The organism is Hyphomicrobiales bacterium (assembly GCA_002869065.1).
GTDB lineage: Bacteria > Pseudomonadota > Alphaproteobacteria > Rhizobiales > Rhodobiaceae > Rhodobium.
This window is the reverse complement of record PKTR01000001.1, coordinates 799,880-823,171: the sequence shown is the minus strand read 5'-3', so window position 1 is coordinate 823,171 and position 23,292 is coordinate 799,880. Positions and strand designations below refer to the sequence as shown.

The window sequence follows — 23,292 nt, the reverse complement described above, 5'->3', positions numbered from 1 at the left end:
TGTCCAAAAAGTCTGCCAACTTTTTGGGAACGCGCGTTAATCGCTTTGTTCTGTTGTGCGCCGGCGGGTGCGGCGCCGGCCAGGCCGGGTTTCCGATTGCGCGGCATCGCCTGCGGGAAGGGCGAAACGCTCGGCAAGATTGGGGGTCGGTGCGGTCTTGTGCGGAATGGCCATCGCCTCGATGAAGTGACGCTGGAACTCGGGTTCGACTGCAGTTTCGATCTTTTCGATCCGGCGCACCAGCGTTTCGATTTCGCGGCGCGCACGGCGGTCGAGAAGCGCCATCTGTGCGCCGGTTCCGGCTGCGTTGCCGATCGAGGAAACGGCATCGAGCGGGCAATCGGGAATGAGTCCGAGCAGCATTGCGTAAGCCGTGTCGATGTGGCTCCCGAAGGCGCCGGCAAGGCGGATGCGGTCGACCGTGTCGACGCCGAACTTGTCCATCAACAGCCGGCAGCCGGCATAGAGCGCGGCCTTGGCGAGCTGGATGGCGCGGACGTCGCCCTGGGTGATGCGGATCTCCGGCGGCCCCTGGCGCACGACATAGGTGAAGGTGCGGCCCTCGGCGCGCAGGCGCTCCGTCGTGCCGGCCTTGCTGCCGTCGACAATGCCGCCATTGACGATACCATCTGGAGTGAGGAGGCCCGCGAGACGCATCTCCCCGATCGCCTCGATGACGCCGGAGCCGCAAATGCCGGTGACGCCGGTTGCCGCGATCGCTGTCTCGAAGCCGTCCTCGTCCGACCACAGATCGCAGCCGATGACCTTGTAGCGGGGTTCGAGCGTTTCGGGATCGATGCGCAGCCGTTCAATCGCTCCGGGTGCGGCGCGCTGGCCGCTGGTAAGTTCCGCTCCCTCGAAAGCAGGTCCGGTGGGCGAGGAACAGGCGAGCAGCCGCTCGCGGTTGCCGAGCACGATCTCCGCATTGGTGCCGACATCGACGACGAGCGTCAGCGCGTCGTTCTCGTGCGGCTTTTCGGACAGGATCACGCCGGCTGTATCGGCGCCGACATGGCCGGCGATACAGGGCAGGGTGTAGATGCGGGCATCGGCATTGAAGGTGAGCACGATATCGCTTGCCGTGAAGTGCCGTGCAGAGGACGTTGCGAGCGCGAAGGGCGCGCCGCCGAGCTCGGTCGGGTCGAGCCCGAGCAGCAGATGCAGCATCACCGGATTGGCAACGAAGGTGGCTTCAAGAATATCCGCAGGTGCGGCGCTGATGTCGGTGCAGACCTTGGCGGCCAGCGCGTCGATGGCCTCACGCACGGCGGTGCTCATGGCGGTGTCGCCGCCCGGGTTCATCATCACATAAGAGACCCGGCTCATCAGGTCCTCGCCGAAGCGGATCTGAGGGTTCATGATGCCGGCGGACGCAAGCGTGCGACCGCGATTGAGGTCCATCACGTGGCAGGCAATCGTCGTTGAGCCAACATCGACGGCGAGGCCGAGCGCGCGGTCGTGCTTGCCGGGCCAGATGGCGGTGACGGTCGCGGGATGCGGATCGTCGGCATGAACGGCAACGGTGACGGCCCACTGGCCGGAGCGCAGCGTCTTCTGCAGCTTGTTGAGCACGGAGATGGTGCAGTCGACGACCGTTACGCCGTGCTGTCGCTCCAAAGCCTCCTGCAGGCGTTCGAGATCGCCGGTCGGATTGTGCATGTCCGGTTCTTCGACCGTGACCGTATAGATGCGGCTTGCCGGGTCGAGCGGGAAACGGCGTGCCTCGGCACGTTTCCTGACCACCTGGCGGTGCATCTCGGAGTCCGGCGGAATGTCAACGACCAGATCGTCGGCAATCCGGGTCTGGCAGCCGAGGCGGCGGCCTTCTCTCATGCCATGTTCGACGCGAAAGGTTGTTTCGACGTCGGTCGGGCCGGTGACCGCATTCGCCTTGCTTTCGATGCCGAGCTTGGCGAACTCGCCGAAAACCGGAACCATCTGGCATCGCCCGCAGATCGCCCGGCCGCCGCAGGCGGATTCGACATAGACGCCGAGGCTGCGGGCGCCGTCGAGCAGGGTAGTGCCTTTGGCGAAATGACCGCGTCGGCCGCTCGGCATGAAAACGACCAAGGGATCGCTCACGTTGCCGTCAGCGATCCCGCTCGGTGCAATCGTTGCCGGATCCGACGTATCTGCTGCCATCGCCGTCCCTTCTCGCGTGCTGCCGGTGACCAGACCGTCAGGCGCGGCGGCGCCGGCGGCCTTCGCGGCGCCCACGACCGTCGCCATCGGCGCCCTCAGGTGCGGGTTCACGATAGGTGCGGATCCAGTGGGCGCAGTTGGTGTCGGTCGACATCAGCACATTTGCAGCGCGCACCGCATCCATTTCCTGCGGGCGCATCGGATTCATGATGGCCGAGGTCATGCCGCTGGCAATCGCCATCGGCAGGAAGGCCGCGTTGATGCCGTGCCGGTTGGGCAGGCCGAAGGAGATGTTGGAGGCGCCGCAGGTGGTGTTGACGCGCAGTTCCTCGCGCAAGCGGCGCACAAGCGCGAACACCTGCTGACCGGCGGTTGCCATGGCGCCGATCGGCATGACCAGCGGATCAACCACGATGTCTTCCGGCTTGATGCCGTAGTCGGCGGCGTGTTCGACGATCTTCTTGGCGACGGCGAAGCGGACGTCCGGGTCTTCGGAAATGCCGGTCTCGTCGTTGGAGATTGCGACGACGGGCACGTTGTACTTCTTGACCAACGGCAGCACCAATTCCAGCCGCTCTTCTTCGCCGGTGACCGAGTTCAAGAGGGGCCGTCCCTTGCAGACCTCGAGCCCGGCTTCGAGCGCCGCGGGAACCGAGGAGTCGATGCACAGCGGCACGTCAACCAGCGACTGCACCAGTTCGATGGTGCGGGCGAGTAGCGGCGGTTCGGTCGCGTTCGGGTCGACGCTGGTGACGCCGGCGTTGACGTCGAGCACCATGGCGCCGGCGGCGATCTGCTCGAGGGCATCCTTCTCGACGGTCTCGAAATTGCCTTCGACCATCTCGGCAGCGAGCTTCTTGCGGCCGGTCGGATTGATCCGCTCGCCGATAACGCAGAAGGGCTGGTCGAAGCCGATGATGACATCGCGGCTGGCGGAACTGATGACGGTGCGGGTCATGGGCAGCTATCCAAACTAAAGATGCGGGATTGGGTCAGGTTTCAATTGCGGCCGGCTCGCGCCCGCCTGCGGCAACCAGTTGGTTGAGGCGGTCGGTGTCGTATTCGGCTTCAATGCGGGCTTCAGCTTCGCTGGCGAGTGCCTCCAGGTCGCCTTCGACCGGATGCGGCGCGCCGCGGCGCCATTCGGCGAGATAGGCGTCGGTGTCGGCGGCTCCGGTGCGCATGGCGCAACGGTCGATGGCCGCGACGAAGCGTTCGCCAAGCGGGCGTTTGGCCGCCTTGCGGCCGGCGCGAACAATGACCTGCGCGGGAATATCGCGCCAGTAGACGATTTCAAGGGAAGCCATCGGACGTCTCTCCTCGCTCGCCCGGTGAACCATTGCAATCACACTATGTGTGGGCCATTGCCGCCGCCGCATCGGAAACGACTTGCAGTCTTCCGAAAACGACAGGCTTCCGGTGTCCCGCCATTGTCGGAAAGACCCGCCAAATCAGGCCGTTCCGGCAAATTGTCGAAGCTCGGTTTCGAGGTCGCCATAGCCGGTCATGCGGCGCTCGAAGGCGAGGCCGAGTCGGTCGGCTGCGGCGCGCGCCTTGTCGGTCAAAGCCGGGTCGTCGGTCTGGGCGAGATAGACGAGCCGGTCATAGTTGCCAAAATACATTTCGGTCAGTTCTGGATGGCGGTCGATGCCGAGCGGTTTGACGACCATTGCGTCGAACTGACGAGCGAGGAAATCCGTCAGGTAAAAGGTGGCGATCTCGTCCTCGGCGGTCTTGGCGAACGCCTCATTACCGGAGAAGAAGCTGTAGCAATGGGGACCGGCGAGGCGGGTGGCGCCTTCCTCCTCGACGACGCGGTCGAGTTGTCCACCCGTACCGCAATCGGCATAGGCGACGAGGATGCGGGAAAAGCCCTTGTCGCGCCCGGCGCGGATTGCGGCGCGGGCGGCTTCCGGGATCCTGTCGGGCGTGTTGTGAAGCTGTGCGGGCAGGCAGGTCAGGGTAACGTGCCCCCAGCCGCCGGCGTCGAGTACGGCATTGATCTCACGCGCAAGCGCGCCGCAGCCAATGACCAGAACGGATTGCGCGGCGTCGTTTGCCATGACAGTCGGCCTGACGGGTCGTCAGGCCATCGCCATCTGGTTGTGCTTGCGCTTCATGAAGTCCTTGGCCATTTCGACGGCGACCGCCGCGTCACGGCAGTAGGCATCGGCGCCGACGGCCTTGCCGAAGTCTTCGTTGAGCGGGGCGCCACCAACGAGCACGATGAAATCATCACGCTGGCCACGGGCGATCAACTCGTCGATGACGACCTTCATGTAGGGCATGGTGGTGGTCAGCAGCGCCGACATGCCGAGAATGTCCGGCTTGTGCTCGTCGAGCGCGGCGAAATAGTCCTCGACCGGATTGTTGATGCCGATGTCGACGACCTCGAAGCCGGCGCCTTCCATCATCATGGAGACGAGGTTCTTGCCGATGTCGTGAATGTCGCCCTTGACGGTGCCGATGACCATCTTGCCGACTTTCGGTGCGCCGGTTTCCGCAAGCAGCGGACGCAACAGCCCCATGCCGGCCTTCATCGCATTGGCGGCGAGAAGCACTTCGGGAACGAAGAGGATGCCGTCGCGGAAATCGACGCCGACGATGCGCATACCCTCGACGAGGCCCTTGGTGAGCACCTCGTAGGGGATCCATTCGCGTTCAAGCAAGATCTCGACCGCCTCGACCACCTCGTCTTTGAGGCCGTCATAGAGGTCGTCGTGCATCTGCTGGATGAGTTCTTCGTCGTCCAGCTCGCTCAGGACAAGGTCTTCTTCGTCGCTCATTTGGCAGCATCCCATGACAAAAAAGAGCAGTGCTCTCTTTCGCTCTTAGGGGAAGGGTTCGCCATGCGATGCCTTCTTTGCGACCGAAGACGGTTGAAATGCGACAGACGTTTGCGCGGGACAACGTTTTGCGGCCGAACCGGGGCAAAACACCCTGCGATCAACGCCCGCCGGACACGTCGATGAAGCTGCCGGTCGTATAGGATGATTTTTCCGAAGCGAGCCAGAGGATGGCTTCGGCGACTTCTTGCGCCGTGCCGCCGCGGCCCAACGGAACGCCCGCGGCAAGGCGGTCGACCCGACCGGGTTCTCCGGCTGCGGCATGAATGTCGGTGTAGATCAGGCCGGGGCGCACGGCGTTGACGCGAATGCCCTCGGTAGCGACTTCCTTGGCGAGCCCGATGGTCATGGTGTCGAGGGCGCCTTTCGATGCGGCGTAGTCGACATACTCGTTCGGCGATCCGAGGCGGGCGGCCATCGATGAGACGTTGACGATCGCGCCACCGTCGCCGCCGCGCGCGGTCGACATGCGTTTGACGGCTTCCCGGCTGCACATATGGGGGCCGAGAACATTGACGGCGAGGATGCGTTCGAAGCGCGCGTGATCAATGTCTTCGAGGCGGGACTGCATGCCGATCAGGCCGGCATTGTTGACCAGGCAATCGAGGCGGCCGAACGCGGCGTCGTTCGCGGCGAAGAGTTCCATCACGTCGCTTTCGCGGCTGACATCGCCCTGGACGGCAATTGCCTTGCCACCGGCCGATGCGATCGTCGCGACCACGCTGTCGGCGGCCGCCTGGTTGCCGGCATAGTTGATGCAGACGGCGTAGCCGGAGCGGGCGGCGAGGAGGGCGGTCGCCGCACCGATTCCGCGGCTGCCGCCGGTGACGATCATGACCTTTTGTGCCGCGCTCATCGCCAATCCCCTTGCTGCGAATCCCTGTGCTTCATGCCGGCATGGTTGCAGAGGTTCCGGGCGCTTGTGTGTTGGCGCAAGCAAAAGGGTTCGGCAACGCGGTCAAAGTCCCGTGACCGCGACGCCGCGTCGTGAAACGGCGTGCACGGCCTAGACCTTTGCTCGCGTTCACTGAATCGCGGAAAACGCGCAAGCAGGTTGTTTTGCCGAGTCTTCTTGTCCGAAGGCCAGCTTCCACATCTCGCGGTCGCGGCCCTCGGCTCTGGAATATGCGGCTAGAGCAGATCGCCGATGTCGAAGACGGTGGTGCCGATCTTCACGGTTTCGACGTCAATGAGAACGTCGACGCCGAGCTTGTTCAGGCTGTCCTCGACACGGACGTTTCCGTTGGAGAGTTCGGTGAAGGTGTAGCGTGACGCCTTACCGGCATAGTTCGCCTGGTCGTCTCCGCTACCGCCGTAAATTCGGTCGTTGCCGCCGCCACCTGTGAAAACGTCATCGCCGCCATTGCCGCGCAGTGTGTCGGAGCCGGTACCGCCAAGAAGGCTGTCGTTGCCGGTTCCTCCGACGAGGTTGTCGCGGCCGTCGTTGCCGAGGAGAACATCCTTGCCGGCTTTGCCGAAAAGGCTGTCGGCGCCGCTACCACCCGAGAGGCGGTCATGATTGCCCTGGCCGTTCAGCGTGTCGTCGCCGCCTTTTCCGAACAAACGGTTTCTTGCGCCGTTGCCGAACAACAGGTCGTCGCCAGAACCGCCGAGCGCGTTTTCGATGACGGTGCCGGGTGCGATCACGATATTGCCGGTCAGACCGTAGGTGCTTGAAACCCCGCGCTGCTGAAGATTCACGACCTGGTCGTCAGTCGCCGAGCTGAAATTGAAGGTATCGGTGCCGCCGCCGTCGATGACGGTATAGGCGACGTCGGGATCGTCGTAGCCGCGACCGAGGTTGGTGTTGTCGCCATAGGTGGTGTTGCCGGCGCGCGGCGAAACATTGGTCGCGAGCGAACCATAAAGGTCGCGCATGGCGATGATGTCGGCCGCCATCGGGGTGATGAGGTAGGCGTAGCTGGCGTCGGTATTGGGATTTTCATCCTGCGCGAAGTACGACATGACGGTCGTTTGCCAACTGTCGTTGTCGAACTGGTTGTCGTCGCCCCAGACCGCGTCGCCGTTATAGGGCCCGGCGTGGCCGAGACCGAGCGCGTGGCCGATCTCGTGAATGTAGGTTTGGTAGGAATAGCTGTCGAAGCCAGTTCCCGATGTCCGGAGCCAGTTGGTGCTGACGTTGACGTGGCTTGAGAGAATGGTCGAGCCGCTGATCACGCTGTTGCTGTAGGCGCCGGAATCGTCGTCATCGAAGGTGATCTCGGCGTTGGCGTAGGTGGTTTCGACGAAGCGCAGTCCGGTGACGTCTTCCCACGCATCGAGCGCGGCGCGGGCCAGTTCTTTGCCGGCCGGGGTCAGCCGGGCGACGTTGACGTTGATGACGTTGTCGGACGAGACGTCGAAGGCACGGGCGTCACGGCTTGTGTATTGCCAGTAACCGTCGACCAGATAGGCGGCAAGGGCGCTGACATCGCCAATCGAGGTGATCTGGTTTCCCGCAGCCGCGGTGGCAATCTGGGATTCGAAACTGGTTGTTGCAGTCAATTTCATCTGACGTTCCTCCACCGGTCCAGCGAGCTCGGGTCGCTGGAAACCGTAGCAATCGACGATAGGTAATTGTTCCTGCGCGCTTTTTGCGCTTCCCGCAGACGCAAAACCCAACGGTTAGCGTTTAGCCGAGGAATATGAAAAAACGTTGATTCTGCAATTCGCGAATTCAATCTTTAGTCGTTAAAAAACGCGGCTAAATCGCGCAGCTCCGCCGGTCGATTGTTGCTGGATCCGGGAAAAACAAAACCCGCCGGCGAGGGTTTTCCTCAAGCCGGCGGGCCTTGCGAAAGTGGCACTCCCTAGGGGAGTCGAACCCCTCTTTCCAGATTGAAAATCTGGCGTCCTAACCGATAGACGAAGGGAGCGGAGTGCTGCCTCAACGGGGCGGGGTTATAGAGGGCTTTGCGGGACTCGACAAGAGGGTTTGGACGTCTTCGGCGGCAAAAATTTTCGCCGCCGGCGATCACGTCCGGCGTTCCGCTCTACCAGTGACCGGTGTTGCCCATGGATGCCCAGGGTTCGGCGGCGTCGAGCGCGTCGCCTTTTTGCAGCAGCTCGATGGAGATGTTGTCGGGTGAGCGGACAAAAGCCATGCGGCCGTCGCGCGGCGGACGGTTGATCGTGACGCCGCCATCCATAAGCTTCCGGCAGGTGGCGTAGATATCGTCGACCTCGAAGGCGAGGTGGCCGAAATTGCGTCCTTCGTCGTAGGTTTCGGGATCCCAGTTGTGGGTCAGCTCGATGAGGGGGCTGCGTTCGTTGCGGCCGCGGGACGAATCTTCGGGTGCGGCGAGGAAGACGAGAGAAAAGCGGCCTTGCGGGTAATCATTGCGGCGAATCTCTTCGAGGCCCAGCTTGCTGCAATAGAAGTCGAGGGCGGCGTCGAGGTCGGCAACGCGGACCATGGTGTGGAGATAGCGCATCGTCATGGGCTCCCGTTCTTGAGGTCCGGACAGCGGGGCGGCCCGGAAACATGAGGTAGAGATATGCCGATCATCACCAAAGGCAAAGAGGCGACGACGATATTGTCGGCGCTGTTTGCGGATGCGCGGCGCGGCGTAGTCTTTACCGGCGCGGGCATCAGCACCGAGTCCGGCATTCCCGATTTCCGCAGTCCTGGAGGCACCTGGGAGCGTTTCGAGCCGGTCTATTTCGATCAGTTCGTTGCGAGCGAGGAAGCGCGGCAGCTCGACTGGAAGCGCCGCTTCATCATGCTGGATCAATTCGGACAGGCCGAGCCGAATGCCGGCCACAGGGCGATCGCCGCGCTGGTGGCGGCAGGAAAGGTCGATACCGTTGTGACGCAGAATATCGACGGACTGCACCAGCGGGCAGGGGTGCCGGCGGAGCGGGTCATCGAGATCCACGGCAATGGAACGTTCGCGACCTGCCTTGACTGCGGGCGCCGGCACGAGCTTTCAGACATTCGCCCGGCCTTTGAGGCGGATGGAACGACGCCGCGGTGCGTTTCCTGCGGCGGGCTGGTGAAGGTCGCCGTCATTTCATTCGGTCAGGCAATGCCGGTCACGGAAATGCTGCGCGCTGAAGACGCGGCGAACAGGGCCGATCTGTTCGTTGCGATCGGGTCGTCGCTGGTCGTCTATCCGGCAGCGGGACTGCCTGTGGTTGCCAAGCGCGAAGGTGCGAAGCTCGTGATTATCAATCGCGAACCGACCGAACTCGATGCGCTGGCCGATGTCGTGATCCATGACGAGATCGGCTCGGTGATGGCGCCGTTTGCCGCGAACACGATCGTGTGATCCGCGCTAAACCGCAGAATACTGCCGAAAACCGTGGAAAGCCCGGAAATGGCCTTGCGGCGGGGTCCGGGGGCGATGGTATCTTTCTCCCAGAATCAAAGGGGTCGATTCGTTCCAAGAGTTGGAAAAGGGCCGAAGGCTATGGGGGCGAAGTACTCGCCGGATGTGCAACCGTTTGAGGATCTGGCCGATGAGGCCGGGGTCGATGTCATTGAGGTTGCCGGCACGATCAAATGGTTCGATGTGGCCAAGGGGTATGGCTTCATACTGCCCGATGGCGACATGCCGGACGTGCTTCTTCATGTGACCTGCCTCAGGCGGGACGGCTATCAGACCGCCTATGAGGGTGCCCGCGTCGTCTGCGAAGTGCTCGAGCGCCCGCGCGGTCTGCAGGCCCTGCGCATTCTGTCGATGGACGAGTCCTGCGCGGTTCACCCCTCACAAATGCCGCCGTCGCGGACCCATGTTCAGGTCAACCCGACCTTCGGGCCGGAACGCGCCATCGTGAAATGGTTCAACCGCGTCCGCGGCTATGGATTCCTTTCCTGCGGTGAAGGCGCGCCGGATATTTTCGTCCATATGGAGACGCTGCGCCGCTACGGCCTGACCGAGCTGCAGCCGGGCCAGACGGTCATCGTGCGCTATGGCGCCGGGCCGAAAGGGCTGATGGCGGCCGAAATTCGTCCGGAAGAGGGCGGGCATATTCCGTCCTCGCACTAGAGCGCATCTCATGATCGGTGATCGTCTCGTGTGGGCTCGCCGCTTCGCGCTGGCGGCGGCGCTGTTCGTTGTTGCCGGGGCCTTCGGTTCGTTCGCTTCGTCTCGGGTCGTCGCCGATGAGGCGGCGCCTGCGGTAGGCTCCGAGCACGCGGCCGCCGATCAACTCACCATCGTGTCCGGCACTGGCCGCCACGTCTTTCACATCGAGATCGCCGACGACGATGCGGAAAGAGCGAAAGGGCTGATGTTCCGTCGCTCGCTCGTTGCCGACTACGGCATGCTGTTCGATTTTCAGCGGACCAGGCCGGTCTATTTCTGGATGAAGAACACCTATGTGTCGCTCGACATGATCTTCATTCGCGCCGACGGCACGATTGCGACGATTGCAAAGGACACGGTGCCTGAGTCGGAGCGCATCGTTCCATCAGGCACGCCGGTGCGGTTCGTGTTCGAGGTGGTTGCCGGCACGACGGCGCGGCTTGGCATTCGTCCGGGAGACCGGATCGAGCATCCGCTGGTGGATGCGGCCAAATAAGTGCCGTTCCCGGTATTCAGGTGCTTGTCGCTCGCGGGTGCAGCGTGTAATCGAATGGGCGCGAAAGCGAGAATGCCGGGGCATAGCGCAGCCTGGTAGCGCAACTGCTTTGGGAGCAGTAGGTCGCAGGTTCAAATCCTGCTGCCCCGACCATTCTCCGCCGGTGATGCTGATGGGGCGAAAGCCGCCAACGGGTCGGCCTGACGGGTTGTTCCGGCGGTGGTTCGCAGTATGATCCGAACATCGCTGATGCCGGCGAGACGAAACGCAGTTCGAAGGTGGCGCGAAAACCATGACGGCACGCATTTATCGACCGAGCAAAAACGCCATGCAGTCGGGACAGGCGAAGACCCATCGCTGGCTGCTCGAATACGAGCCGGAGGCGGCACGCACGGTTGACCCCTTGATGGGTTATACCTCGTCGACGGATATGCGCCAGCAGATCAAGATGAGTTTCGAGAGCAAGGAAGATGCGATTTCCTACGCCAAGCGCAACGGCATCGCCTACCGTGTGATTGAGCCGAAGGAAAAGGCGGAGAAGCGCCATTCCTATTCGGACAATTTCCGCTTTGACCGGGTCGGCGTCTGGACCCACTAGGGCATTTGCACAGCCAGACCGGAGCGATGCCGGCACTTCGCAAGCCGGTCATTCTGTTTCGCGACGGTTCTGTTGGACACGCGTCTCGTGAGATTCTCCGATACGGCTTCATCGTGCCCCGAACCTCTGGCCCCGTAGCTCAGCTGGATAGAGCAACGGACTTCTAATCCGTAGGTCGCAGGTTCGAATCCTGCCGGGGTCGCCAATAAATTCAGACACTTACAGATTTCTTCATAGTCAAAATTTCACCAAAAAGATCTCGCACACTACTCTCACGTTTTTTTGGGTAGGGAGTTGAGGCCATGGGCACTCACACAGTGATGGGTGGCAAGGTGCGGCTGTACCAGCGGGAGAACGGCCCGACCTGGCAGTGTTCAACTTATTTGAATGGCAAGGAGTGGCGGGTCAGCTCGCGCAAAAAAGCGCTCTCGGAGGCCGAGGCGTTCGCTGAGGACTGGTACCTGGAGCTGAGAGGGAAACTCCGCTCCGGTGAGATCAAGGCGGAGAAGACCTTCCAGGAGGCGGCGGCACAGTTCACCAGGGAATATGTCGCTATCACTGCCCGGGAGCGAAATGCGCGCTACGTGAAGAACCACGAGGCCCGCCTCAAGAATCACCTCAATCCGTTTTTCGGCAAGAAGGGCCTGTCGGAGATCACGCCGGGCCTGCTGCAAGAGTACCGCATCAAACGGTTGACCCCGAATGAGAACGGAAAAGTCCCCGCCCGGAGTACGCTCCACCAGGAGATTGTGGTTCTTCGGCAGGTGATGAAGACGGCGCTCCGCCATGGGTGGCTTGCGCACCTGCCCGATTTCTCCACACCTTATCGAGCATCGTCGAAGGTGTCGCATCGGCCCTGGTTTTCGCCGGAGGACTACAAGACCCTGTACACGGCGACGCGCGAGAACGCCAAAAAGGCCAAGGGAGACAGGCGGAAGTGGGCAGCGGAGCAGCTCCACGACTACGTGCTGTTTATGGCCAACACGGGCTTACGGCCTGATGAGGCGAACCGGTTAGAATACCGGGATGTCTCGATCGAAACCGAGAACGGCGAGGAAATCCTGCTGATTTCGGTTCGTGGGAAATTGGGGGTTGGCTACTGCAAGAGCACCAGAGGTGCCGTGCATCCGTACCGACGTCTGGTCAGTCGGAACAACCCGATGCCCACCGATCCGATTTTCGCGGCTGATCACAAGAAGCAGTTCAATCGCATTCTGGAAGAGACCGGCCTCAAGTTCGACCGCGAAGGAACGCGTCGGACGGCCTACAGCTTGCGCCACACCTACATCTGCCTGCGCCTTATGGAAGGCGCCGACATCTACCAAGTAGCCAAAAACTGCCGTACCAGCGTCGAGATGATCGAAAAATACTACGCCTCGCACATCCAGAACACGCTGGACGCGGCAGCCATCAATGTACGGAAGCGCGGCCTTTGAACTCGCAAACTGCAAACAAGGCCGTCATTTTTCGAGTTGCCCCTTCCATGCGTCTTCGTCTACCGCTTTGAGAAGCCAGTTGGTGGTGCCGCGACCACGTTCCCTCTGGAGAGGCAGGTCCCAGCCTTTGTCAAACGCCACTGACAAATCTCTGGCGTGTGCATTTCGCTTGTTCAGCAACGGAAATTCGTTGTCGATTTCGTCTTCGAATTTTTTCAGGAGCGCTTGTTCGAGCTGCCGTTGAACCGATTTCCCGTTGGGGACGTCGGTGAGGTCAGCGATGTAGAACCGCAGTGGCACGCTGCGTAGAGCGCTCGCAAATTCGAACAGCTTGCCTTTCAGATGGCTTTTGATGCGCCCGTAAACGGAGCCGCTGCCGATGTACACAATGCGGGAGTTCCGTTTTTTGTAATCGATTTCGAACCCCGTTCCGAGGGCGATGCAATAAACGCCATACTGGATTTTGGAGATGTCAGCGTCGGCATCCTCTTGGCAATCCGACCGCAGGTTTTTCGCGAGGCGAGAAATTATCTTCCCTTTGATCTTCTCAGTCGCAGTAGCACTGGTGCTGGCCTCGATCAGGTCAAAGGCCTCAAAACTCAAGCCGTCGGCAGCAAGTTGGCCTTCAATCGAGTATCCCCGTTGAATGATCCACTTAACGCCAATTTTTTCATCGGTGCTCATGTGCCTCTCCTCCGATTGAAGGTTCTGATATTATTGTGTTTGCTTCAGAGTTTTGGTTCGCGCCCTTACGTTCTGGTTTTCGGGGGAGCCGTTCGATAAACCGCTCTTCCTCGATTGCCCGCACCCGCCTGAAGACCGGCGGGTGGGTATCGAACCAGCTGAAACCGTTGGCGCGGATCGCGTAAGTGGCAAACCAGCTCTGTTCGGCTGGCGGATCATCGTTGTCCACCTGAATGGCGCGCAACGCTCCGATCATGGCTTCAGGGCTCGTCAGCACCGCGGCGACGGCATCGGCCCAGTATTCTCGTTGCCGAGACAAACGCCCGAGTTCGAGTTCCGAGGTCGGGGTAAACAGCAGGCGAGCAATGCGTCGTAAGCCTCGCAGGGCTAGGAAAAACGTTAGAGCATCCTGGACGCCACGGGCATAGGTCATGCGCGCCATGTCGTTGTTGGCGACGTGGGCAAGCTCATGGGCCGCAACGGCTTCGAATTGGGGTTTGGTGAGCTTCTGGACGGCACCGCGAGAAAACGCGATCAGTGCCTGGTCTTGTTTCACTCCGGCCGCAAAGGCGTTGATGCTGTCGTCCTCATACCAGCCGATCCATTTGATCGGCGGGAGATCGAGCTCCGCGGCGAGCTTGTTGATGAACTGGTGGATTGGATGCCCCTCTGAAAACAGGGTGACGTTCATGCCTTGGGCAATGCCACCCATGCCCGAGGCCATCAACGCAAACCACCAGCCGCCCAGGACTGCCCAAATCGGCACCACGAGCACCACCACGATCAGGACAATGGCATGATTGGTCAGAAACAGCGGTAAGAGCACCACAAGTCCAACGGGACCAGACAGGCTCATGGCGATCAATGTGCCGATAAATGCCACCACGCTACCGATAACGACGCCGACGACGGCGCCAAGCACCATGATCAGCACAGTGATCCATATCGGGTTACGCAGCCGTGAGGGGTCAAGCTTCATCGCGGGCGCCCTCACTGTGACGGGCGGCGAGGGTGCTATCCGTAAACCACGGCGTCATGCGCGCACGGATAGGCGGCACGCCGCGGATGAACTGGACCGCGTTCCGCGGCAGGCGAGGGTCAACTGCCGCCAAAAACCGGATCACCTCGTCCGGCATCATGAGGCGGCGTCCGGTTAGGTGAAGATTGTCCGAGATTGAGTAGGAGGCCCCGCTGCCGACGGATAACGTCGCATTGGGGACTTCATAGGCGACCGTATGGTCGCCAAGGTAAGAGGAAACAAGCTCTGCGGTGTGGGGGTCGTCCGCCCCGAAGAAACTCTTTACCTCGGCTTGAAGGAAGGATTTCCAGGTGGTCGGGTATTTCTGCTCCAGCGTCGGCAGGTCTTGGAGGAAAAACCACAGCCGAACCCCGGCACTGGCGTGTGTCCGCAGCGCACTCACAAACCTATCGTCGGCATCCAGCGCTAGAAATTCATCGAGCACAAACAGCACTGGAATATCCGGCACCCGTGGATTGGCCAGCATCGCGTCCAACGCCGCGGCAAACATCATTTTCACAAACGTGGAATAAGTCGTCAGCTCTTCAAAAGGCAGCACCAGATACACTGTAGCCGGTTGGTCCTTGAGGCTGCGAAAGTCGAAGTCTGAGCAGGCTGTCGCCGTGCGTAAGCCCGGCGTATCCCAAATGCGCAAATGCTGGCTCAGGCTATCGATGACACGGGGCAGGCCGGTTTCTCGCGTTTTGGTGTGGACGTTGAGGGCGGCGTTGCGAATGGCGTTCGGCATCACCGGATCGCTCATCGCCTCAAGCAGTCCATAGAGGTTGCGATTGATGGAAGACACGGTGTCGCGGATGGTGCCGAAGGTCCGTTGAGCAGGGCTCGCGTAAAGCGCCGTAAACAGCAGCACTCCAGACAGGAAGCCGATCGCCTCATTGTCGAAGAAGCGTTGCCTGTCGTCGTCTACGCGCGGATAGATCATTTCGGCGAGTTTGGTCGCGTCCTGCTCTGTTTTCACATGGTCGAGCGGATTGAACGCGTGGGTCTTGTTGCCACAGGCCGGCGCCGCAAAGGGGTTGATGATGTAGACGGGGCCGACATTGGCAGCGCGCCAGTCGGCGGTAGCGGCCGCGAGCTCGCCCTTCGGGTCCAGGACCACCGCGCTGCCACGGTATCGCAGCAGGTTTGGGATAATCTGCATGGTCCCTTTGCCGGTGCGCGTCGGCGCGACCGTCATTAGGTGGCTCTGGCCTGTCCAGTGAAGGTGTTGCTCGTCTACAGTACCGAGCACGATGCCGCGGCCGTCATCGGGTGGCGTATCGCTAAGTAAGCCCGCCGCAATAAGGTGTGAAGGCGATGCCCAGTGGGCAGACCCGTGAACCGGGGGCGGGTTGCGCCGCATTTCGTCTTTGCGCCGCAGGCTCTTTTGAGCCTCGCGGCCCGCTACGAGGATTGGCTTCGGATCACGGCCAGCTTTAACCGCTTCGACTGCGGCATCGATGGTGATGGGATCGTAGCCTTCTTGCTCCAGGCGACGGCGCAGCCGCCAGCCGTTGAAACGGCGGCCGAGGTCTGCACCAACCTTAGCACTGGAGATCAGCGACCGGCCGGTCGAGCCACCGCTCTTGCCAAAGGAGCTGACCGGCTGGATCGACATCGACTTCAATCGGTCAAGCGGATCATCAGCCATCGTACTCCCCACACCCCTAGCGGAAATGGATAAGTCGCCCTTAAGCCAACATATCCAAATCGCAAAAGCTCAACCCAACAGCGCACTTACATGTTGCACAACGTGTACACGTTGCGCAACATTGCCGTGTTCGCAGGGTCCGCTGCACGGGACCCGCGAAGCACGGAAGCGCGGCAGGGGGATACCCCCTGCACCCCATGGCGAGTGATTTCGGGTAGGGCGTGTGATGCAGAACGGCAACGTCCACTGTCATGTTGATAATGTTTCCCGCCTCCGGTCCGACGGTGGGCAACGCTCTGCAGTCGCAACGGCTGCCTATGTCTCCGGCACGGCGCTCTGGAACGAACGCGAACAAAAGAAAACCACCTTCGCCGGACGCGTCGACGTGATCCACAGCGAGTTGTTGGTGCCGAATGACGCCCCAGATTGGGCAAAGGACCGTGAAAGCCTCTGGAATGCCGTGGATATGACCGCGCGGCGCAAAGACGCGCGGCTGGCAAAAACCGTTGAAGTCGCCATCACCCGAGATATTCCGAAGGACCAGTGGGTGGCATTGATGCGGGAGTATGCGGCGCCTTACGTGGCGAAAGGGATGGTGGTGGACGCCGCCATCCATGAAGACGGCACCAATCATAACCCCCACATCCATCTTTTGCTGACGAACCGTCAGCTGAAGCCGGAGGGCTTCGGGTCCAAGATCCCGAACGTGGATCAAAGGAGCTTCGTGACCACAGCACGAACGAGCTGGGAGTCACTGAGCAACCAATACCTCGCTGCCGCCGGGTCGAGCGTGCGCCTGGACCGGCGCAGCTATAAGACCCGTGGCATCGCCCAAACCCCCACCCAACATCGCGGTCCGAACCGCGCCGAACGCCAGCAGCGGCGCGCGATCGCGCGCGCCGCTCAGCAACAGGAGACGACGATGGCTAAACAGCCTTCCCGTGAAGACCGCGACGCCTATCCGCTGCTCACCGAACGAGATGATTGGCCTCCCGCTGATAGCGTACCTGCCCTCGATATGACGCTCGCTGAACGCCAGGAGTTGGCGCGATACTGGGATGACCGGCAGACCGAAGCCGAACACGCTTCCGCGGCCGAGTTTCGTGAGCACCGCGTTGGCGACTGGTTTGCGGATAAGGAATACGACGCTGAGCGCAATCAGGCAGCCAAAGGCGCCGAACGTCCGCCCCAGCCTTGGTACGAAGAGGCACTCGCCAATGCCAAGCGCGAAGAACCTTGGCCGGAAGTCGGAGAGCGGACTGAAGATCGCTACGACGACGAGATGGAGCGTAAGCGCATTGAACAGCGCAACGCCTATGAGCGGGACGTCATGCGTCGGGCCAACACGATGGCACGCACCCACGCCGAGAACCGGCTCCTCAATGAAGTGCGAGATGCGCCCCCAATGCTGAAGCGCAAGATCGAAGATGAGGTTCTCGCCGAACGCATCCGGCGCATCCGAGCCCAAGATGCTGACGAGCGTCGAGCTGTCCTCGAACGCGAGATGCCTCCGTCATTGCGTGAACGCTTCCAGACTTTCGTGGCCGAGATGCGAGGGCCGGAGCGGGATTACCCCGAGCCGGAGCCTGGACCGTATAACGATGCGTACACGCCGGCCGAACTCGACAAGGCGCGCGAGAAGATGCGTGAGGACTACGAACGCGACGACGAGCGCGATCGCTGACGCCCGCTGATCCAGCACGGTTTCGCCCCCGACGGCCTTGGAGCTTGTGACAACGGGCGGCTGTGGCTCGTCTGTTCGGGGGCTCTCAACCTTTCCATGCAGCCTACCGGCGGCCGGATTGGTCGGAAAAATCGTCCGGCCCGTCCGCCCCGCAATGGCTTTCCGCCGCTGCGCGGTCTCCCGAGAAAACCATTGCAGGCCGAACTTGGAGGGCGCGGACGCGTGGCTTTCCGACCGGCCGCACAGGGTGGCCGCTAATCGGAAAAGGGAGAGCCACAATGGCCAAACAGACCAAAACCACGAACACCGCCCCGTCTCACGAAGTCTTTCATGTTGTCGGGGATGGCGAGAAAGCCCGTTGGACGAAGATCGGCGTCGCATGGGCGCACGCCGACGGCAGCGGCATGAACCTCGCCATCAACTACGCGCCGCTCGTTGAGGGCCGGACGGTCGTCCGCAAGATCAACCGCAACCAGGAGGCGGGGCAATGAGCCCCCGCCTCACGGCGGTGACGATCTCAGTCACCAGTAGCGATATCGCCGCGATGAGCGAATGGCTTCTCGAATATCGGGGGCAGGCCCCCGCAACTGAACAGGACATCCTGAGCGACTACGTGATGCGCGCCCTGCGGAGTAATTCGGACTATGACGGCATCGCTCTCCAGGTTGCCGCCGAGGAGGTGCAGTCATGAGCACTTCGGTCTATTTCGCGCAGCCGTACAGCATCGATGCGACTGGCTTCTACTTCTCCAGCCTGGAGGAGTACAAAGCCAAGGCCGCCAGCCACACTGACATGCACGGCTTTCCCGTCGAAGAATACGAGCTCCAGTTTATCGATGGTGACAATCACCGGCTCTTCAACGCCCTCGGCATCTGCCAGGCGACGCTGACGCAGTGGTTTTCTGAGTTTGCCGAGTTTGAGACCGAAGACGACGACTATTGGAAAGCCGTTTATCTCGCTGAGAACGGTTACGCCATCGAGGACGTACTGGCACGGCTGGACGATCTCATGCTCTGGCACGGCAGTGCCGTCGACTACGCGCGTGAGCTGGTCGAGGACTGCTACGATATCCCCGAACCGCTGCGCTTCTATATCGACTACGACGCGCTCGCTCGCGATATGCGCCTCAATGGTGAGATCAATGTCCTAGAGACCGAACAGGGGGCGGTGCTGGTGCTGGGGTGTTGAAGTGCTCAAAAAAGCGAGATGCGGCACCTCGGAATGTCGCCGCGGACTTTTCGATTTGTTCCCGTCAATGAAGAGGTGGTATTCTATAGGTTGCAACAGCAACAGCTTGCCATCTAAATGTTCGATATCAACGACGTTTTCTCTCATCGCGAAATCGCTATTGCGCTTTGGCTGGTCGCGGGCTTGTTATTTGTCAATTTTAATGCCGATGTGCGAAGCGCTTTCATTGGTGTTCTGCGGGCAGTTTTTGCGCCGAAGCTATTGTTTCTGTTTGCTGCTTTTGCTGTATGGGTTGGCTTCCTCTCTTTTTTTCTGGCTTGGTTTGGTCTTTGGACAATATCTGAGCTCAAGGCCACTGTTCTGTGGTATTTGTTCTCCGGATTGGCGCTTCTTGCAAGGTCGATAGAACATCGAGGTCGTTCCGATAAAAGCCAACCGGATACATCGTTCTTTCGTAGTATTATTTTCGACAATTTCCGCGTTACTGTCGTTGTTGAATTCGTTGGCGCAGCTTATTCGTTCTCTTTGTTCGCTGAACTATTATTTGTTCCGCTGATAGTCGTTCTGAGTTCGCTATATGCTTTTGCCGAGCTGGAAGAAAAGTACACTTCGGCAAGGCGTCCCATTGAATATATTTTCTTAGCGATAGCGGTAGGCTTGGTGTGGCACTTTGTGCACCAGACCATCAATGATGGAGGCGACATTTTTTCAATTGCGACGTTACGGGGAGTTCTGGTGCCCATCGAGCTGAGCATCCTGTCGGTCCCGGTTTTCTATCTCGCCTACTGCTATTCTGCCTGGGAGACTTTCGATATCCGACTGGGGGTGAAAACATATCAATCGGACGAGCTTAAACGTATGGCGCGTCGGAAATTCTTTCGTGCGTTTTTTCTCCGTCCGCCGTTATTCAATCGGGCTGTCAGGCAATTTCAGATACTTCCTGCTGAGAGCGAAGACGATATCGTCAAAATAATTGCTGGCGTGCGAGAATACGAACGGCTGAAACGTACCCCGCCGACAATTGAGCCTCACCTTGGATGGTGCCCATATCAAGCAGAACTCTTCCTAAGTGCTGCGCAGCTTGCCACCAATGACTACCATTTCTCAGGATTTGATGACGAATGGCTTGCCGAGTCGAGTCTTCGTCAGCTCGGGCGGCGGTTTCCGACGGAAACACTGCACTATGTCATCAAAGGGAATGCGAACGCCGCTAGTACACTCAAGCTCACTGCCCGTTTGCCGATCAGTCCAACGCCGATTGAGGGGCTGCAGGTCATCGAAGAAGCCGCCGACTTGCTAACGTCGAAAGCCACTTCGCTTGCTGAGATGCCTGGTCGGATACGCCGCGCAATACGTGCCTTGGATAACGCTTTTGACGGCGATGGTCTTCACGAAATTCACGTTGAGGTTCGCAGATACGAAGAGGCGAATACATTGGATGTCGAGTTCACGATCGTTGTTCCTGCCGTTTCTGCAACGGATCAGGATGAAATAAATTAGGGGGGGTGAGATGGTGCAGAACGTTCAACGAGTTAAAGAATCCGAGGATTATTGGGAAAAGATCGTGAAACCCGATTATACCGATTTCTTCGCGCATTTGGATGATATCCGGCGTGCGTTCCATCTGTCGGTTTCGCTGCTTCATTTGGCAGACTGGATTTATGTTGCTCACAAGAGCGCCATAGATGGAACATTTACTTTTAAGGACGCGTCGCAACAGGACCGTCCGGTGGACAGCGTGCCCACATTCGCGAATGCTCTCGGGGACAACTGTGAGGAGTTCGAACTTATTCGCGGAATTGCGAATGCATCGAAACACCTTTCGCTCACACGTCCAGGTCGGAGTGCGAACTCTCCCATTCATGCAGCCAATACGTCCGTCCAAACCACTGGGTATGGCCAAGGCGGATTTGGTATGGGTCCCTATGGAGGGGGCGCACGGGTGATGCTCGCAGGCCCGAACGGCAATGATCGCGAGTTCTCTGACTTGGCGAACAAGGTCATGACGATGTGGGAGGATTTGTCAGATACATATCAATGGAATCTGTCAAAACGTGACCCCTAGATAACCTCCCCATCCCACGCGATGATGAGTTCGCTGTAGCGAGCTACCCTCCCGGTTTCGCGCTTGCCGATTACCTCCCGCTGGCCAGCGGATTCCCAGATGGCGCGGTAACCAAGTTGCGCGAGCCGTAGCACCAGCGCCTTCGCGGCCTCGGTCTCTGACAGGTTGACGGGTACGTCCTGAAGCACGCGCACCTGCTGCCGTCCTTCTGCGGTTGCTTTGTCAATCAGGCGGGCAATTGCCGCCTGGTCAAACACCTCCCACGCGTACGTCTCAAGCGCGCTCCGCTGTTGGCGTCGTACCGTCACGACGTCCTTCAATTCCATTGTTCTGTCTTTCATTATCCTAGATAGGTTGTGGTGATGCTGATCCGGCTGTGGCCGAGCTCCTCAGCCACGATGAGCCGGGCATGGCGATCAAGCGCACGCGCGTGGCCGATGAGCTCTTTCTGAGCTGGACCGCCGTCTTTCGGGCAGGGCCAGCCCGTGAGCTCACGATAGCGGGCCTGGGCATAGCCGTGCCGCAGGCCGTGGAGATTGGTCAGACCGTGTTTCAGCGTCTGATGCTCAAATGCCTTTCGATGCTGGATATAACTGCGTCCCGTTGGGATCAGCGAGTTGCCCCCGACGAGCTCTTTTGCGGCGGCAAGCAATTGCCGCTGCTCATCCGTCCGGATCGGAATGTCCCGCGCGCGCGCGCCCTTCGTCCACGATCCTTGCAGTCGCAAGGCGTGACCTGCGTCGGCTTGGCGTGGCTTCAGTTTGAGGGCTTCTTCCATCCGCAATCCGAACGCTGCCATGAGCTGAAGTGACATCTGCATGAGCGTGTCGGGGAGGGCGCGTACCTGTTCCAATTGCCAAGCGCGGTTGCCGCCGGCGTTCGTACGCGTCGCGATGCCTAGCTCGGCATTCTCCCTCGGAATAACCGACGCTTTGTTGACTTTTTCCGCCCACCAGCGAAGCCAGCCAAGGCGGTTCTTCATCGTCGCCGGACTTAGCTCACGCGCTTCCCACGCCGCTATCAGCGCCGCCACATGCTTCGGTTTGAGCGATGCCGCGGCCGGCAAGCGAAACCCGAGCTGGTACAGCTCGGCGGCCATTGCCTTTAGTCCGTTCAGGCGGTTCGCCTGAGTTGCCTGCGACCCGTCCCGATTGCGGCGGCATAGCTGTGTGAGCGCCATCGCGAGATCGTTCATAGGGTCTTCTTTCATTGTCTTGGTTAGTGTTGATGGCCGACATGTCGGGCCGTAGCCGCGGACAGTCCGCACCAGCAGGTGCGCATGGGCCGGATGTCATTGCTCCTCTCGTTCCTGGGGCTGCATTGCAGGCACAAAAAAAAGCCCCCTCGGGGCTCAATCGACATCGTGCCAGAATTGGCTGCACGCGCTGGGACCGTGGGTCATGCGCAATGCCTGGGGCTGCTGATCTACGTGCAGCCGGGTAAACGGATTACCATGGCGGTGTCTCCCTTGGAAAATGGTTGCCGTTGAGATGTTGCATATAGCTCGGACCTCCTCCGAGCATGGGTAAAAACTACCATAGATTGCGGAGCGAAGTCAATCAAAAGTTGTATCTATGTTGTGCAGCCGGTCCGGCTGGCACGTCGCCATCACGCGAAACAAGGTGTGCAAATCGAGGGTGGGAGCCGGGTTGCCGCTGCCGTCACTACCGAGCTCACTCGCCAGTGACGGCAGCCTCCCGGCTGCTGAATTGTCCGACAATCGGGTCGACCGTCGTCGGCCAATGGGGGATGCTCTCGGCCGCTCCCCCTTATCCCCTGGGCCAGTCGCCCTGGCGACCGGAGACGCTGCGCTCTCCGATCCTCTCGCTCCTATCGCCTTGCGGCGATCGCTCCCGTCGGTCCGGCGCTCGGTGCACCAGTCCGACAGAGAGCGGGCGTCACGCCGCTTTGCGTTTCGCAGGCGCGAACACCGCCGTCGTGATGATCATCGCCGCGACGCCGACGAAGACCGTGATGCCCGCGCCAACCGCGGCATCGAAGTCAGCCCACCCGAACAGGGTGCCGATATGGCCCGCCGCCACCGGCGAGATGAAACCCTGAGCGATCAGTATCACCGCCGCCACCGACGCAAACACGGCGCCTCCGAAGAATGCCCCCGTGAACGCCAGCAGTGCGCCGATCACCAACAGCGCAAGGTTGGCCGGGTAGGGCAGCACGACCGCTACGATCAGCACCACCAGTCCGATAATCGCCAAGATGTTGGCGGTCCGAATGTCCATGTGTCTATCCTCCTGGAATACGGGCGGTTCAATACCGGCCCGCGGACTTGCCGAAGATCACCCTGGTACACTGGTGTGTTGCAGCGTCTTTATCGCTCATTTACTTTGATCCGAAGCTTTTGTTCGGTGTTTTTGAGCGATGAGCTAGCGTCGTCGATGCAACAATATTACCAATTGTGTTTAGTTTATTGATTCAATACGTATTTTTGACTTG

Annotated in this window: 25 protein-coding genes and 3 tRNA genes; 13 read left to right on the top strand and 15 right to left on the bottom strand. The window is 60.4% G+C overall.

Features of this window, described 5'->3' with window-relative positions; all coding sequences use genetic code 11:
* Positions 1 to 36 precede the first annotated feature (36 nt).
* From C0606_03595 to C0606_03555, 9 genes are all read right to left on the bottom strand, one after another.
* Entirely contained in the window at positions 37 to 2,142 is a 2,106-nt protein-coding gene (locus tag C0606_03595; GenBank protein PLX39695.1) for a drug:proton antiporter, read from the bottom strand.
* Positions 2,143 to 2,179: 37 nt separating this feature from the next.
* A complete protein-coding gene (locus tag C0606_03590; protein PLX39591.1) occupies positions 2,180 to 3,100 on the bottom strand; it encodes a methyltetrahydrofolate--corrinoid methyltransferase in 921 nt (306 codons plus the stop codon).
* Between the two features lie 34 nt (positions 3,101 to 3,134).
* Positions 3,135 to 3,449 carry a hypothetical protein gene (locus C0606_03585; GenBank protein PLX39590.1) on the bottom strand — a complete coding sequence of 105 codons (315 nt, stop codon included), beginning with the start codon at positions 3,447 to 3,449 and terminating at the stop codon, positions 3,135 to 3,137.
* A gap of 144 nt (positions 3,450 to 3,593) precedes the next feature.
* On the bottom strand, positions 3,594 to 4,205 hold the full coding sequence (locus tag C0606_03580) for a hypothetical protein (protein ID PLX39589.1): 612 nt from the start codon (positions 4,203 to 4,205) through the stop codon (positions 3,594 to 3,596).
* Between the two features lie 21 nt (positions 4,206 to 4,226).
* Entirely contained in the window at positions 4,227 to 4,928 is a 702-nt protein-coding gene (locus tag C0606_03575) for a cobalamin-binding protein (GenBank protein ID PLX39588.1), read from the bottom strand.
* Between the two features lie 160 nt (positions 4,929 to 5,088).
* Positions 5,089 to 5,844, bottom strand: coding sequence for an NAD(P)-dependent oxidoreductase (locus C0606_03570; GenBank protein ID PLX39587.1), 756 nt, complete (start codon positions 5,842 to 5,844; stop codon positions 5,089 to 5,091).
* Positions 5,845 to 6,119: 275 nt separating this feature from the next.
* Positions 6,120 to 7,499, bottom strand: a complete 1,380-nt coding sequence (locus C0606_03565; GenBank protein PLX39586.1) for a flagellar biosynthesis protein FlgM — start codon at positions 7,497 to 7,499, stop codon at positions 6,120 to 6,122.
* A 290-nt stretch (positions 7,500 to 7,789) separates the two neighbouring features.
* Positions 7,790 to 7,864 (bottom strand) — tRNA-Glu (locus C0606_03560).
* Between the two features lie 117 nt (positions 7,865 to 7,981).
* Complete coding sequence (locus C0606_03555) at positions 7,982 to 8,422, bottom strand: lactoylglutathione lyase (protein PLX39694.1); 441 nt, start codon at positions 8,420 to 8,422, stop codon at positions 7,982 to 7,984.
* 63 nt (positions 8,423 to 8,485) lie between these two features.
* On the opposite strand from C0606_03555, the gene C0606_03550 reads away from it, so the two are divergent.
* The 7 genes from C0606_03550 to C0606_03520 all read left to right on the top strand — a co-directional run bounded on the left by C0606_03550 (position 8,486) and on the right by C0606_03520 (position 12,548).
* Entirely contained in the window at positions 8,486 to 9,259 is a 774-nt protein-coding gene (locus tag C0606_03550) for an NAD-dependent deacetylase (GenBank protein ID PLX39585.1), read from the top strand.
* Positions 9,260 to 9,400: 141 nt separating this feature from the next.
* Positions 9,401 to 9,979, top strand: a complete 579-nt coding sequence (locus tag C0606_03545; GenBank protein PLX39584.1) for a cold-shock protein — start codon at positions 9,401 to 9,403, stop codon at positions 9,977 to 9,979.
* A gap of 10 nt (positions 9,980 to 9,989) precedes the next feature.
* A complete protein-coding gene (locus C0606_03540; protein ID PLX39583.1) occupies positions 9,990 to 10,514 on the top strand; it encodes a hypothetical protein in 525 nt (174 codons plus the stop codon).
* 76 nt (positions 10,515 to 10,590) lie between these two features.
* Positions 10,591 to 10,667: transfer RNA gene (locus C0606_03535), tRNA-Pro, on the top strand.
* Between the two features lie 139 nt (positions 10,668 to 10,806).
* Complete coding sequence (locus C0606_03530) at positions 10,807 to 11,112, top strand: hypothetical protein (GenBank protein ID PLX39582.1); 306 nt, start codon at positions 10,807 to 10,809, stop codon at positions 11,110 to 11,112.
* Between the two features lie 128 nt (positions 11,113 to 11,240).
* Positions 11,241 to 11,317, top strand: a tRNA-Arg gene (locus C0606_03525).
* Positions 11,318 to 11,414: 97 nt separating this feature from the next.
* Complete coding sequence (locus tag C0606_03520; GenBank protein PLX39581.1) at positions 11,415 to 12,548, top strand: integrase; 1,134 nt, start codon at positions 11,415 to 11,417, stop codon at positions 12,546 to 12,548.
* 24 nt (positions 12,549 to 12,572) lie between these two features.
* Here the strand turns inward: C0606_03520 and C0606_03515 are convergent, their stop codons facing one another.
* Genes C0606_03515 through C0606_03505 form a run of 3 tightly spaced genes read right to left on the bottom strand, consistent with a single transcriptional unit; the run spans position 12,573 to position 15,901 of the window.
* Positions 12,573 to 13,232 (bottom strand): hypothetical protein, encoded by a 660-nt coding sequence (locus tag C0606_03515; GenBank protein ID PLX39580.1) that lies wholly within the window; start codon positions 13,230 to 13,232, stop codon positions 12,573 to 12,575.
* The gene (locus tag C0606_03510; GenBank protein ID PLX39579.1) at positions 13,219 to 14,226 is read right to left on the bottom strand and encodes a hypothetical protein; all 1,008 of its coding nucleotides are present in this window, start codon (positions 14,224 to 14,226) and stop codon (positions 13,219 to 13,221) included. The genes C0606_03515 and C0606_03510 overlap by 14 nt, the downstream gene beginning before the upstream one ends.
* Complete coding sequence (locus C0606_03505) at positions 14,201 to 15,901, bottom strand: transporter (GenBank protein PLX39578.1); 1,701 nt, start codon at positions 15,899 to 15,901, stop codon at positions 14,201 to 14,203. Before C0606_03505 ends, C0606_03510 begins: the two co-directional genes overlap by 26 nt.
* Before the next feature lie 226 nt (positions 15,902 to 16,127).
* On the opposite strand from C0606_03505, the gene C0606_03500 reads away from it, so the two are divergent.
* The 6 genes from C0606_03500 to C0606_03475 all read left to right on the top strand — a co-directional run bounded on the left by C0606_03500 (position 16,128) and on the right by C0606_03475 (position 20,838).
* Positions 16,128 to 17,585: a hypothetical protein gene (locus C0606_03500; GenBank protein PLX39577.1), complete on the top strand. Its 1,458-nt coding sequence runs from the start codon at positions 16,128 to 16,130 to the stop codon at positions 17,583 to 17,585.
* Between the two features lie 278 nt (positions 17,586 to 17,863).
* Complete coding sequence (locus C0606_03495) at positions 17,864 to 18,076, top strand: hypothetical protein (protein ID PLX39576.1); 213 nt, start codon at positions 17,864 to 17,866, stop codon at positions 18,074 to 18,076.
* Positions 18,073 to 18,276, top strand: a complete 204-nt coding sequence (locus tag C0606_03490; GenBank protein ID PLX39575.1) for a hypothetical protein — start codon at positions 18,073 to 18,075, stop codon at positions 18,274 to 18,276. The genes C0606_03495 and C0606_03490 overlap by 4 nt, the downstream gene beginning before the upstream one ends.
* Positions 18,273 to 18,773, top strand: coding sequence for a hypothetical protein (locus C0606_03485; GenBank protein PLX39574.1), 501 nt, complete (start codon positions 18,273 to 18,275; stop codon positions 18,771 to 18,773). The genes C0606_03490 and C0606_03485 overlap by 4 nt, the downstream gene beginning before the upstream one ends.
* A gap of 117 nt (positions 18,774 to 18,890) precedes the next feature.
* Positions 18,891 to 20,273 carry a hypothetical protein gene (locus C0606_03480; protein PLX39573.1) on the top strand — a complete coding sequence of 461 codons (1,383 nt, stop codon included), beginning with the start codon at positions 18,891 to 18,893 and terminating at the stop codon, positions 20,271 to 20,273.
* A gap of 10 nt (positions 20,274 to 20,283) precedes the next feature.
* Positions 20,284 to 20,838 (top strand): hypothetical protein, encoded by a 555-nt coding sequence (locus C0606_03475; protein ID PLX39572.1) that lies wholly within the window; start codon positions 20,284 to 20,286, stop codon positions 20,836 to 20,838.
* On the opposite strand, the gene C0606_03470 is transcribed toward C0606_03475, so the two are convergent.
* The 3 genes from C0606_03470 to C0606_03460 form a co-directional block, all read right to left on the bottom strand.
* Entirely contained in the window at positions 20,835 to 21,179 is a 345-nt protein-coding gene (locus C0606_03470) for a hypothetical protein (protein ID PLX39571.1), read from the bottom strand. The two genes, C0606_03475 and C0606_03470, sit on opposite strands and share 4 nt — an antisense overlap.
* The gene (locus C0606_03465; GenBank protein ID PLX39570.1) at positions 21,179 to 22,033 is read right to left on the bottom strand and encodes an integrase; all 855 of its coding nucleotides are present in this window, start codon (positions 22,031 to 22,033) and stop codon (positions 21,179 to 21,181) included. Before C0606_03465 ends, C0606_03470 begins: the two co-directional genes overlap by 1 nt.
* Before the next feature lie 703 nt (positions 22,034 to 22,736).
* Positions 22,737 to 23,078: a hypothetical protein gene (locus tag C0606_03460; GenBank protein ID PLX39569.1), complete on the bottom strand. Its 342-nt coding sequence runs from the start codon at positions 23,076 to 23,078 to the stop codon at positions 22,737 to 22,739.
* Positions 23,079 to 23,292: the final 214 nt, after the last annotated feature.

Excerpts from the sequence above, each read along its gene's own strand:
- C0606_03500 (PLX39577.1), top strand. The coding sequence starts at position 16,128 with ATGCAGAACGGCAACGTCCACTGTCATGTTGATAATGTTTCCCGCCTC.
- C0606_03575 (PLX39588.1), bottom strand. The coding sequence starts at position 4,928 with ATGAGCGACGAAGAAGACCTTGTCCTGAGCGAGCTGGACGACGAAGAA.
- C0606_03580 (PLX39589.1), bottom strand. The coding sequence starts at position 4,205 with ATGGCAAACGACGCCGCGCAATCCGTTCTGGTCATTGGCTGCGGCGCG.
- C0606_03470 (PLX39571.1), bottom strand. The coding sequence starts at position 21,179 with ATGAAAGACAGAACAATGGAATTGAAGGACGTCGTGACGGTACGACGC.
- C0606_03480 (PLX39573.1), top strand. The coding sequence starts at position 18,891 with ATGTTCGATATCAACGACGTTTTCTCTCATCGCGAAATCGCTATTGCG.
- C0606_03485 (PLX39574.1), top strand. The coding sequence starts at position 18,273 with ATGAGCACTTCGGTCTATTTCGCGCAGCCGTACAGCATCGATGCGACT.
- C0606_03495 (PLX39576.1), top strand. The coding sequence starts at position 17,864 with ATGGCCAAACAGACCAAAACCACGAACACCGCCCCGTCTCACGAAGTC.
- C0606_03585 (PLX39590.1), bottom strand. The coding sequence starts at position 3,449 with ATGGCTTCCCTTGAAATCGTCTACTGGCGCGATATTCCCGCGCAGGTC.
- C0606_03530 (PLX39582.1), top strand. The coding sequence starts at position 10,807 with ATGACGGCACGCATTTATCGACCGAGCAAAAACGCCATGCAGTCGGGA.
- C0606_03520 (PLX39581.1), top strand. The coding sequence starts at position 11,415 with ATGGGCACTCACACAGTGATGGGTGGCAAGGTGCGGCTGTACCAGCGG.
- C0606_03490 (PLX39575.1), top strand. The coding sequence starts at position 18,073 with ATGAGCCCCCGCCTCACGGCGGTGACGATCTCAGTCACCAGTAGCGAT.
- C0606_03460 (PLX39569.1), bottom strand. The coding sequence starts at position 23,078 with ATGGACATTCGGACCGCCAACATCTTGGCGATTATCGGACTGGTGGTG.
- C0606_03590 (PLX39591.1), bottom strand. The coding sequence starts at position 3,100 with ATGACCCGCACCGTCATCAGTTCCGCCAGCCGCGATGTCATCATCGGC.
- C0606_03540 (PLX39583.1), top strand. The coding sequence starts at position 9,990 with ATGATCGGTGATCGTCTCGTGTGGGCTCGCCGCTTCGCGCTGGCGGCG.
- C0606_03465 (PLX39570.1), bottom strand. The coding sequence starts at position 22,033 with ATGAACGATCTCGCGATGGCGCTCACACAGCTATGCCGCCGCAATCGG.
- C0606_03515 (PLX39580.1), bottom strand. The coding sequence starts at position 13,232 with ATGAGCACCGATGAAAAAATTGGCGTTAAGTGGATCATTCAACGGGGA.
- C0606_03595 (PLX39695.1), bottom strand. The coding sequence starts at position 2,142 with ATGGCAGCAGATACGTCGGATCCGGCAACGATTGCACCGAGCGGGATC.
- C0606_03475 (PLX39572.1), top strand. The coding sequence starts at position 20,284 with ATGGTGCAGAACGTTCAACGAGTTAAAGAATCCGAGGATTATTGGGAA.
- C0606_03545 (PLX39584.1), top strand. The coding sequence starts at position 9,401 with ATGGGGGCGAAGTACTCGCCGGATGTGCAACCGTTTGAGGATCTGGCC.
- C0606_03565 (PLX39586.1), bottom strand. The coding sequence starts at position 7,499 with ATGAAATTGACTGCAACAACCAGTTTCGAATCCCAGATTGCCACCGCG.
- C0606_03505 (PLX39578.1), bottom strand. The coding sequence starts at position 15,901 with ATGGCTGATGATCCGCTTGACCGATTGAAGTCGATGTCGATCCAGCCG.
- C0606_03570 (PLX39587.1), bottom strand. The coding sequence starts at position 5,844 with ATGAGCGCGGCACAAAAGGTCATGATCGTCACCGGCGGCAGCCGCGGA.
- C0606_03555 (PLX39694.1), bottom strand. The coding sequence starts at position 8,422 with ATGCGCTATCTCCACACCATGGTCCGCGTTGCCGACCTCGACGCCGCC.
- C0606_03550 (PLX39585.1), top strand. The coding sequence starts at position 8,486 with ATGCCGATCATCACCAAAGGCAAAGAGGCGACGACGATATTGTCGGCG.